A 9,442-nucleotide genomic window follows, 5' to 3' on the forward strand; every position below is an offset into this window, starting at 1 on the left:
GTGGGTTATCTGCTCAAGGACCGGGTCGGGCGGGTGGATGAGTTTCTCGATGCGCTGGAGCGGGTGGCGGCCGGGGGGGGTGTGCGCCAGGTACGCCAGTACGGCCAGCACCCGGCGATGCCCGCTACCGAAGGCGCAGCTCGCCGCGCGGGTCGAGGAACTGAAGGAGACCCGGGCGGACGCGATCGCCGCGCACGGCGCCGAACTGCGCCGTATCGAGCGGGATCTGCACGACGGCGCGCAGGCACGGCTGGTCGCCCTGTCCATGCGGATCGGGCTCGCCAAGCGGGCCTACGACCGTGATCCCGCGGCCGCGCGCAAGCTCCTGGACGACGCCCAGGACCAGGCCGAACAGGCACTCACGGAGCTGCGGCACGTCGTACGCGGCATCCACCCGCCGATCCTCACCGACCGCGGCCTGGTCGGCGCGGTGCGGGCGCTGGCCGCGAGCAGCGGTCTGGCGGTGTCGGTGGACAGGCGTGTCCCGGCGCCGCGTCAGCAACTCCGTCACCACCTCCGGAACCGGCAACCCCGGCATCTCCTTCCGCGCAGCCAACGCCGCACGCAGACCCTCGTCACGGAACCCCGGCGGCATCCGCACATCCAGCACCGCGACATCCGGCCGATGCTCCAGCAACGCGGGCAGGACCTCCGGCCCGGAGCCCACCACGGCCACCACCTCGTGCCCGGCAGAGGTCAGCAACAGCACAAGGCCCTCCGGCATGAGCAGGGCGGTCGTCCAGTCGGCCTCGAGGTCAGCGAGCCGCACGATCAACGGCAGCACCACCGCGGGCCGCCGCAGCAGCCCGCACCACACGCCGTCGACGACCAGCCCCACGGGCCACAGCGGCAGCGCGAGGAAGACGAGAGCGCCGTAGAAGTAGTAGGCGAGCATCCAGCGCAGGTCGGTGTGCGTACCGGGGTCGCGTACGGCGATCCGCAACCGCTCCCGCAGCGTCCCGCTCATGCTCTGGTACGCCTCGGGAATCCGCCGCCCCGTCCACGCGGCGGTCAGTCCTCGTTTGGCCCCGGCGATCCGCCGGATCAGCAGCACCGTCTCGGGCAGCATCCAGGCGCCGACGACCGCGACCGTACCGGTGGCGGTGATCAGCAGAACGGTGATGAATATCCACACGCCGAACGCCATCGCGGCGGCCACGACAAGATGCAAGGTGGCCCACGCGGCCCGCTGGACCGTTTTCCACATGCGGCAACGCTAGATGATGGGGGTGGGGGCGGTCGGGTGGGCGGGCACCCGGGCGGGGGTGTAGCGGGCTACACCATCGGCCGCGGAACGGTCCGCGGAACGGCCGCAGAAGCACCGCGGAAGGCATGATCGGGGCAGGGCTGCCGGGGACGACGAAGATCGGTTCGGGTCTGCCGGGACGACGAAAGGGACGCTGGGGCTGTGAGCGAGCACGCGGGGATCTCGACGGCGAAGGAGGCCGCGGATCACGAGCTGGTCCTGGCTTTCGGGCGGTTGCAGGGGGCGGCCAACCGGCTGGAGTACATCCTGGGGCGCTCGCTGGAGGTGGAGTGCGGGATCAGCCATCTGACGTACGAGGTGCTGCTGATCCTGGGACGGGCGCCCGAGCCGGGTCTGTCGATGCGGGCCATCGCCCAGGAGCAGGTGCTGACCACGGGCGGGGCGACGCGACTCGTGGACCGTATGGAGGCGGCCGGGCTGGTCGAACGCGTGGAGGACCCCGGCGACCGGCGTGGGCGGCTGGTGCGGCTGACCGGGCTGGGCGAGGAGACCGCGGTGGGTGCCTCCCGGGTGCACGTGGAGAACATCAAGCGGTACTTCCTGGAGCCGCTGCCCGAGGCGGACCGTGAGCGGTTCGCGGAGGATCTGCGCATCCTGAGCCACGCGGCGCGGGACATGCTGCCCCGGCTGCCCTGAGCGCCGGCCGGGCGGGCGCCGGCCGGGCGGGCGCCGGCCGGGCGGGCGCCGGCCGGGCGGGCGGCGTGCCTGATCCCATGGCACCGTGGACAGAAAAGTGGCGCCGATCACACACCTGCGGGGAAATGCCTGACGAGGCAGATACTGTTTAGTCAGATGAATGGCTCGCGCTGGCGGGCACCGAGACCCTCGCCGTCCCCCTCAAGGAGCACCCGCATGAGCACGCTCGAATTCACCGTCCTCGATCTCGACTTCCCCGCCGGCACCAAGAACAAGACCGCCACCCTCGTCACCGGCGAGCGCGAGGCACTGCTGGTCGACACCGGCTTCACCCGGGCCGACGGCCACCGTCTGGCCGCCGCCGTCCTGGACTCCGGCAAGCAGCTGACCACCGTCTTCCTCAGTCACGGCGACCCGGACTACTACTTCGGCGCCGAAGTTCTCGCCGACGCCTTCCCCGCCGCCGCCTTCGTCGCCACCCCGCAGGTCATCGAGCACATCCGGCACTCCTACGAGGGCAAGCTCAAGGCGTGGGCGTCCCTCGGCCCGAACCTGCCCACGCGCCTGGTCGACATCACCCCGCTGACCGGCGACCTCGCCCTGGAAGGCCACCGCTTCGAGCTGAAGGGCGGCCCGGCCGAGCTGCCCGACCGCCACTACCTGTGGCAGGCCGAGCAGCGCGCGGTCCTCGGCGGCGTCCTGCTCTTCCAGAAGGAGCACGTCTGGGTCGCCGACACGCCCAACCCCGAGGACCGTGCCGCCTGGCTCAAGCTCCTGGACGAGATGGCCGCCCTCGACCCGCAGCTGGTCGTCCCCGGCCACCGCCTGCCCGGCACCCCCGCCGACGCCTCCGCCATCACCGCCACCCGCGACTACCTCCTCGCCTTCGACGAAGAGCTCGCGACCGCGGCGGACGGCCCGGCCCTGACCGAGGCACTCGTCCGGCGCTACCCCGACAACGGCATGCTGATCGCCGCCCAGATCGGCGCGAAGGTCGCCAAGGGCGAGATGAAGTGGGGCTGACCACCATGACACCCACCGACACCAGCGACTCCGCCGCCGCGTTCGCCGCCTTCGCCGCCTCCCCCGCTCCGGCCGACGTGGTCCGCCGCCAGTACCTCGCCTCGGCCGCCGGCGACCTCGAAGCCCTGCGCGCCACCCTCGCCCCCGACGTGGAGTGGACCGAGATGGCGGGCTTCCCCCTCGCCGGCACCTACCGCACCCCGGACGGCGTGACCTCCCAGGTGATGGAACAGCTCGCCAAGGAGTGGGACGACTGGGCGGCCCACGACGACACGTACGTCGTCGACGGCGAGAACGTCGTGGTCCTGGCCCGCTACACCGCCGTCAACAAGGCGACAGGCAAGCCCATCAACGTCCGTGTCGCCCACCACTTCGTCGTACGCGGCGGCCGGATCGTACGGTTCGAGCAGTTCGTGGACACGGCACTGGTACGTGAGGCGATGACCGACGCCGGCTGAGCGCCCCTCTGCCTCCCCCGAAAGGCCTCGCCACCGCTGGTGACGAGGCCTTTCAACTCTGCCTGGGCCTAGGCAGTCCCACCGTCGGCAGCACCGTGGTCGCGCGGCAAGTCGCCGATGGCGGTGGCCAGTTCGCCAGCTACGGCACGGACGCCGTCGGGAGGCGTCGCCCACGCCGTCAGGTGTCGTAGACGGTGGACCGGTGTCCGACGTGGACCACCCACACCACCAGTTCCCCGTTGTCGATCGTGTAGATGATGCGGTAGTCACCGACGCGCAGGCGGCGCCGGTCAGGTTGGGACACGAGCGCGGTGGTGTGGAAGCCGAGCGGGTCGGTCTCCAGCTCCGTCAGCTTGGCAAGGATGCGGAGCGCCGCGGCCCGGGGAATCTTGCGCAGCTCGGCCCGGGCCTCCGGGCGGACGACGGTGCGGTACTCACTCACGCTGTGCTCATTCACTGCGTGCCAGCGTCTCCCTCATGACGTCCTCGATCGGGACACCGGCCGCCGGGTTGGCCATCCGCTCGTCGATGATCCGGTTGATCTCGCGCTCTTCCCACTCCTGGTACCTGCGCAGGACCTCGATCGACACGACAGCGGCCACTTGCCTGCCCCGCCGGGTGATGACCGTGGGGGTGTCGTCCCGATCGGCCCGTTCGACTACCTCGGCCAAGTGGGCGCGTACGTCACGGATGGACTCTATGGGCATCTCGGTCATGCGCCCAAGAGTACCGAGTGTCCCATGTGTACACAACGCATTCGAGGCTAGGCACCTTTGGTATCCGCGGTGCCTTGTGCAGGCAGGCGCAAGCCCCGGGACTCGGCGACGCGCAGCGCGTCGACCAGGCACTCGGCCAGCCGGAGACCGGCGTACCGGACCTCGGTGTACGCCGACGCGGGATCGTCCAGCACCGCGCGGGCGAGGCCCAGAACGTCGGCGCCGGTGGCCAGTTGGGCAGCCTCCAGGTCGTCGGCGAGGCGGGACAGATACCCGCCGCGGCTGTCCGTCACCAGGTAGCAGGGGTTGCCGTCGGGGGACGGCCAGGGCAGCAGGCGGGGGGACGCGGATGCCGTCGCGTGGTCGGTGGTGTGTTCCATCAGGCGGCCACCTCCTGCGCGCCGATCAGGTGCCGGTCGAGGTCGATCCCGAAGTCGGCGGCGAGGACGAGGGCGAGGCGGCGGTGGTGCTGGAGGACGGCTTCCTGTTCGTGGGCGGTGAGGTAGGGGCGTACGAGGGCGGAGTCGGTGCCGTCGAGGGGGGTGGTGAGGCCGTACGGGGAGCGGTGCTGGGGCAGGGGTGTGGAAGGGCGGTGTACGGCGGTTAGGTGGAGGTGGGGACAGGAGTGGCGGCGAGGGCGACGCCGTTTACCGGTTCCCGGGGCGAAGAGGAGGCGCAGCCATTCGAGGGTGCGGCGGATAAGGTCGTGCATGTCGACGCTCCTGGTAAGCGTTGGCCGTGCCCCGGGAGGCCTGGCCGCCTCGCCGGGGTCTTTCCATCCTGGAAGCTACACCGGGATGCATCCCTCTACATACAAGTACAGAGGGATCCACACGATCGTGCAGCTCCATGCCGCTCTACGTTGGACGTATGAGCGATTCGGGAAAGCCGAAGGCCACGCTGGACCCCATGAGCGCGAGACCGCTCTATGTCCAGCTGGCGGACGTCATCGCCGGCAAAATCAAGTCCGGGGAGCTGGCGCCGGACAGGCCCATCCCTTCGGAGAACCACCTTGCCGACGAGTACGGCGTGGCCCGACTCACCGCGCGACGTGCTGCACAGGAACTTCGCGAGCGCGGACTGATCGTCACCGTGCGCGGCAAAGGCTCTTTCGTCGTCGAGCAGCCGGCCGACGACGCGCCCGAGAAGGGCGAGCCGAACGCCTGAAGGCGCCCAACCATCCACCGAGGAACGGTCATTGACCCGGACGGCGATCGCGCCGGTAGCGGGACGAGCCACCCTCCGAAGCCACCGAGGCAGCCAGCGATCAGGTCTTCCCCGTGTCGACCCAGTCGGCGGCGTCCTCGCCGGCCGCGCGCCGCTCGGCCGGCATGGACGTTCCGCTCGTCCCGCTCCAGCAGCTGCCGCCCGCGGTGATCCAGCAGGACCCGTCCTTGATCCGAAACTGGTTTCGCCCCGTTATCGGGCTTGGCCTGCGAAGTTTCGGATTTCGTCCCTCGACCCCAAGGCTCGAGCCGAGCCTGAAACAGCGCTGTGGACAGGTCTGCCGCGAACGACACAAAGACGTGTAGCGCTGCTAAGCGACCAGCGAGTTGTAGAGCTCGGTCAACTTGGTCTCGAAGGGAGGCGCACCGAGTTCCTGGGCGGCAGGGACCACCCGCTCCCGAAGAAAGCGGTCGTGTTGTTCCGTAGACTCCCAGACGTCGACAACCTGCCAGCCACCCCCCTCCAGGGGTGCTGCATAGTGAGCGATCAACCCACTCGGAAGGTCGTTGGGGTCCGGGATGACCCGGTCGATGGTCGCCTGGTAGAGCTCTTGGGTCCAGTCAGGGCTGTAGTGATGTCCAAGGATGGGCATGCGTCAGCGCTCCTTCCGCGCTCATGAGGCTTTGGCCACGACGCTAGGTCCCGGGCCTCGGGGCGGCGACCGGCGATACTCCATCCGGTGGGCCGCGCTGCCTGCCCGCACGGCTGACACCGCTGCCGCTTCATGTGGTCATGATTCCGTTGCCACCGACTCTGAGGACCTCGACGACCGCACACGGGTCCCCGCCCTGTCCCCCGAGCCGGTGCCCGTCATCGCCGTGGACGTCGACGCCGAAGCCCGGCCCGTCGAAGCCAAGGCCGAAACCGGTTTCGGTCCCGATATCGGGGCGCCGGGCGGTGCGGCGGCCGCCCGTGAACGGACCATGCACGCGATCCAGGCCGCCGGATACGCGGTCGACGCCGAACTCTGGCGCTCGGCCGCCGACTGCAACCAGTGCCACGCTGGATGCCACGACAGTCCCAAGAGTGGCTGACAACCCGCACCCCATGTAAGAGACTCCAGCCGTCCGGTGTCACAGCCGGGCGGCTGGCCCTATGAGCGGAGCAGGCAGTGACAGACACGGCGATCGCCTGGGACACGTACTCACGGTAGCGGCCCGAGCGTCGGCCGACGAACGCCCGCGGCGAGACGACCTGGTTCAACTGGACCCAGTACGCCGACCACGGCCCCGGTGCCGAACTCCTCGACCTGCCCGCCGGCGGCCGAGTCCTGGACCTGGGTTGCGGGAAGGGAGGAAACGTCGCGCACCTCGCCGCCCTGGGCATGGACGCCGTCGGCGTGGACATCTCACCCGTCCAGCTACGCGCCGCCGAGGAGCGATGGCGCGACGTCCCGGGCCTTGAACTCCGCCGCGCGGACGCAATCGCCTACCTGCAGGAGGGCGGCAAGGACTTCGACGCCATGTACTCCGTGTACGGCGTGGTGTGCCTCATACATCCTTCGCGGCGCCGACGAGGACCCGCTCGTCGTGAAGCGCTGGGACTACGAGCCGAAGGCGTGGGAGCAGCTGCTCGGCAAGTACGGCTACACGGACGTGCGCACGCAGGTGCTGGCCGCGCCACCCGGCCCGCGCACGGTAGGCACACTGATCGTCCAGGCCCGCGCCTGACGGTCCTTCAACCGCCCCGGCCGGCGTCCCCCGTCGCCGACCGGGGCCGCTCCACGTCTTGATCGTCTGCACTTCGGCCGAGCTTGGGCCGAGCTAACGATCACCAAGGCCCCGAAAAACGCCCGAGCCCCCGCGTCAAATCCCTCTGACGTGGGGGCTCTCCGGTAGGCCCTGTGGGACTCGAACCCACAACCAATGGATTAAAAGTCCACTGCTCTGCCAATTGAGCTAAGGGCCCAGGCGATGTTGCCACCCCGAGCATAGCCGGACGAGGCCGTGTCTCCGATCGGGTATCGGGGACACGGCCGTGGCGGATAAGAAGGACGGGGCGAAGTGGGTCCGGAGCGTGGGTCCGGAGTGGGTCCGGAGTGTCAGGGATCGACCGGTTCGGGGGCGTTCGCGCGAGCCGCCTCGCGGGCCCGGGTCCGCTCGTGGTCGGGGTTGAGGAACCAGTGGCGGGCCGAGGCCAGCCACCAGGTCGTCGCGAAGGCGAGGACCGCGAGGACGGCGACCGGCGCGTAGTTGAAGGTCTCCCATGTCACCGGGGAGACCTGGGGCAGCATGAACAGGATCGTGATGACGCCGACCCACACCACCGACACCACGCCCACGACCCGGGACCAGCGGCCGAGGTGCCACGGCCCCCGTTCGAAGGCCTCGCCCTTCTGCAGCCGCAGCAGCGTCGGGATGACGTACGCGATGTAGAGGCCGATCACGGCGATCGAGGTCACCGCGGCGTACGCGGTGACATTGATCAGGTACGGAAGGCCGAGGACCAGCGCGCCGCCCGCCGCCAGCCACACCGCCGCCACGGGGGTCCGGGTGCGCGGGCTCACCGTGTGCCACACGCGCGAGAACGGCAGCGCGCCGTCCCTCGAAAACGCGTAGATCATGCGGCTGTTGGCCGTCACCGACGCCATGCCGCAGAACAGCTGCGCCCCGATCACGACGAGCAGCAGCAGCTTGCCGGCCGTCGCGCCCAGCGCGTCCAGCAGGATCTGGGCCGGCGGCGCGCCCGTCGAGGAGCCGAGGGCACCGTCGTACGACTGGATCGCGAAGGTGAAGCCGAGCAGCAGGACGAAGCCCGCTATCCATGACGTCCAGATCGACCGCACGATGCCCTTCGGGCCCGCCGTCGACGCGTCGTGCGTCTCCTCGGTCATGTGGGCCGAGGCGTCGTAGCCGGTGAAGGTGTACTGGGCCATCAGCAGGCCCAGGAGGACGACGTACGTCCCGCTGCCCCAGCCCGTGTTGTTCACGAACTCGCCGAAGACGAAGGACGCCGACTGGTGCTGGTCGGGGACGAAGGTCAGCGCGCCGACGATCACCGCCACGCCCAGCACGTGCCACCACACGCTCACGCTGTTCAGCAGGCCGACGATCCGGACGCCGAAGGTGTTCAGCAGGCCGTGCAGCAGCAGGATCGCGGCGAACAACAACACCGTGCGGCCCGGCGTCACCTCGAAGTCGAACTGGAGGTTCAGATACGCCCCGAGGAACGAGGCCGCGCCGAAGTCGATGCCCGCTGTCACCGCCACCTGGCCCAGCACGTTGAACCAGCCCGTGAACCAGGCCCAGGCGGCGGCCGTACGCGGGGGCGCGAGCCGGTGCGCCCAGAAGTACAGGCCCGCCGACGTGGGATAGGCCGAGCAGATCTCGGCCATCGCCAGGCCGACGAAGAGGGTCATCAGGCCGACCGCGACCCAGCCCCACATCATCACGGCCGGGCCGCCCGTGTTCATGCCGAACAGGTACAGGGTCATACAGCCCGAGAGGACCGAGATGATCGTGAAGGAGACCGCGTAGTTGGAGAACGCCGACATGCGGCGGGCGAGAACCTGCGTGTAACCGAGCTGAGCCAGCCGTTCCTCGTCCGAGAGACCGGAGAGGTCCGCGGCGTCGGGCTGCCCGCTCGCTATGGCGTCATCTGTCATGCCCCCAGCAATTCCCTCACCGGGGGCGTGACACACGTCACAACTTGGCTGGAAAGGATCCTCAGAAGAGGCCCTTGTAGCCCTGCCAGCCGCTAGCGATCTTCACCCGCGCCCCGAACGACCCCTTGCCGTTGCCAGGGTTCCGGTACAGATTCCCCGCCGAGTCCCGCACGACCAGGTCGTTCTTCCCGTCCCCGGTGATGTCCCCGACGCCGACGATCGCGTTGTAGGAACCGCCCCAGTTCGAGAACACCTTCGCGCGGGCGCCGAACGTGCCGTTGCCCTTGCCGTAGTAGCGGTACAGGTTGTTCGCCTTGTCCTGGGCGACCAGGTCACCCACACCGTCACCGTTCAGGTCTCCGGCCCCGGCGACCTTCTTGTACGTCTTCCAGTTGTCGTACAGCTTCACCCGCGCCGACAGCTTGCCCGCGCTGGTGCCCTTGTAGAGGTACACCGCACCGGTCGAGGTGTTGCGCGCGATCAGGTCCGGGCGGCCGTCGCCGCTCACGTC

13 protein-coding genes, 1 tRNA gene and 4 pseudogenes are annotated in these 9,442 nt (G+C 69.6%); 9 read left to right on the forward strand and 9 right to left on the reverse strand.

Annotated features, from left to right (window positions below; all coding sequences use genetic code 11):
* Both AC5P09_RS50215 and AC5P09_RS50220 read left to right on the forward strand, forming a co-directional pair.
* Positions 1 to 78: pseudogene (locus tag AC5P09_RS50215) on the forward strand (DNA-binding response regulator); the annotation flags it as partial.
* A 43-nt stretch (positions 79 to 121) separates the two neighbouring features.
* A pseudogene (locus AC5P09_RS50220) lies at positions 122 to 472 on the forward strand (sensor histidine kinase); the annotation flags it as partial.
* A 186-nt stretch (positions 473 to 658) separates the two neighbouring features.
* On the opposite strand, the pseudogene AC5P09_RS50225 reads toward AC5P09_RS50220, so the two are convergent.
* Positions 659 to 1,207 (reverse strand): annotated as a pseudogene (locus tag AC5P09_RS50225) (sensor domain-containing protein); the annotation flags it as partial.
* 201 nt (positions 1,208 to 1,408) lie between these two features.
* Between AC5P09_RS50225 and AC5P09_RS50230 the strand changes: the two are divergent.
* The 3 genes from AC5P09_RS50230 to AC5P09_RS50240 all read left to right on the forward strand — a co-directional run bounded on the left by AC5P09_RS50230 (position 1,409) and on the right by AC5P09_RS50240 (position 3,384).
* Complete coding sequence (locus tag AC5P09_RS50230; RefSeq protein WP_493880361.1) at positions 1,409 to 1,903, forward strand: MarR family winged helix-turn-helix transcriptional regulator; 495 nt, start codon at positions 1,409 to 1,411, stop codon at positions 1,901 to 1,903.
* Between the two features lie 216 nt (positions 1,904 to 2,119).
* Positions 2,120 to 2,926, forward strand: coding sequence for an MBL fold metallo-hydrolase (locus AC5P09_RS50235; RefSeq protein WP_493880362.1), 807 nt, complete (start codon positions 2,120 to 2,122; stop codon positions 2,924 to 2,926).
* A 5-nt stretch (positions 2,927 to 2,931) separates the two neighbouring features.
* Complete coding sequence (locus AC5P09_RS50240) at positions 2,932 to 3,384, forward strand: nuclear transport factor 2 family protein (RefSeq protein WP_493880363.1); 453 nt, start codon at positions 2,932 to 2,934, stop codon at positions 3,382 to 3,384.
* 178 nt (positions 3,385 to 3,562) lie between these two features.
* Here AC5P09_RS50240 and AC5P09_RS50245 read toward each other — a convergent pair whose 3' ends face one another.
* From AC5P09_RS50245 to AC5P09_RS50260, 4 genes are read right to left on the reverse strand one after another with little or no spacing between them, the layout of a single operon-like run.
* Positions 3,563 to 3,826, reverse strand: a complete 264-nt coding sequence (locus tag AC5P09_RS50245) for a type II toxin-antitoxin system RelE family toxin (RefSeq protein ID WP_493880364.1) — start codon at positions 3,824 to 3,826, stop codon at positions 3,563 to 3,565.
* Positions 3,827 to 3,833: 7 nt separating this feature from the next.
* Complete coding sequence (locus AC5P09_RS50250; protein WP_493880365.1) at positions 3,834 to 4,100, reverse strand: type II toxin-antitoxin system Phd/YefM family antitoxin; 267 nt, start codon at positions 4,098 to 4,100, stop codon at positions 3,834 to 3,836.
* A gap of 47 nt (positions 4,101 to 4,147) precedes the next feature.
* The gene (locus AC5P09_RS50255; protein ID WP_493880366.1) at positions 4,148 to 4,480 is read right to left on the reverse strand and encodes a hypothetical protein; all 333 of its coding nucleotides are present in this window, start codon (positions 4,478 to 4,480) and stop codon (positions 4,148 to 4,150) included.
* A complete protein-coding gene (locus tag AC5P09_RS50260) occupies positions 4,480 to 4,812 on the reverse strand; it encodes a hypothetical protein (protein WP_493880367.1) in 333 nt (110 codons plus the stop codon). The genes AC5P09_RS50255 and AC5P09_RS50260 overlap by 1 nt, the downstream gene beginning before the upstream one ends.
* A 158-nt stretch (positions 4,813 to 4,970) precedes the next feature.
* Between AC5P09_RS50260 and AC5P09_RS50265 the strand changes: the two genes are divergently transcribed.
* On the forward strand, positions 4,971 to 5,267 hold the full coding sequence (locus tag AC5P09_RS50265; RefSeq protein WP_493880368.1) for a GntR family transcriptional regulator: 297 nt from the start codon (positions 4,971 to 4,973) through the stop codon (positions 5,265 to 5,267).
* 370 nt (positions 5,268 to 5,637) lie between these two features.
* Here AC5P09_RS50265 and AC5P09_RS50270 read toward each other — a convergent pair whose 3' ends face one another.
* Complete coding sequence (locus AC5P09_RS50270; protein WP_493880369.1) at positions 5,638 to 5,919, reverse strand: hypothetical protein; 282 nt, start codon at positions 5,917 to 5,919, stop codon at positions 5,638 to 5,640.
* Between the two features lie 211 nt (positions 5,920 to 6,130).
* Here AC5P09_RS50270 and AC5P09_RS50275 point away from each other — a divergent pair, with 211 nt between their 5' ends.
* From AC5P09_RS50275 to AC5P09_RS50285, 3 genes and pseudogenes are all read left to right on the forward strand, one after another.
* Positions 6,131 to 6,361: a hypothetical protein gene (locus tag AC5P09_RS50275; RefSeq protein WP_493880370.1), complete on the forward strand. Its 231-nt coding sequence runs from the start codon at positions 6,131 to 6,133 to the stop codon at positions 6,359 to 6,361.
* Positions 6,362 to 6,603: 242 nt separating this feature from the next.
* A pseudogene (locus AC5P09_RS50280) lies at positions 6,604 to 6,777 on the forward strand (methyltransferase domain-containing protein); the annotation flags it as partial.
* Between the two features lie 79 nt (positions 6,778 to 6,856).
* Positions 6,857 to 6,997, forward strand: a complete 141-nt coding sequence (locus AC5P09_RS50285; RefSeq protein WP_493880371.1) for a hypothetical protein — start codon at positions 6,857 to 6,859, stop codon at positions 6,995 to 6,997.
* A gap of 165 nt (positions 6,998 to 7,162) precedes the next feature.
* On the opposite strand, the gene AC5P09_RS50290 is transcribed toward AC5P09_RS50285, so the two are convergent.
* From AC5P09_RS50290 to AC5P09_RS50300, 3 genes are all read right to left on the reverse strand, one after another.
* Positions 7,163 to 7,235, reverse strand: a tRNA-Lys gene (locus AC5P09_RS50290).
* Between the two features lie 133 nt (positions 7,236 to 7,368).
* Positions 7,369 to 8,931 carry an amino acid permease gene (locus tag AC5P09_RS50295; protein ID WP_493880372.1) on the reverse strand — a complete coding sequence of 521 codons (1,563 nt, stop codon included), beginning with the start codon at positions 8,929 to 8,931 and terminating at the stop codon, positions 7,369 to 7,371.
* A 61-nt stretch (positions 8,932 to 8,992) separates the two neighbouring features.
* The coding region (locus tag AC5P09_RS50300) for an FG-GAP repeat domain-containing protein (RefSeq protein ID WP_493880373.1) at positions 8,993 to 9,442 on the reverse strand (450 nt) is incomplete at its 5' end.

The organism is Streptomyces sp. a15 (genome assembly GCF_059026085.1).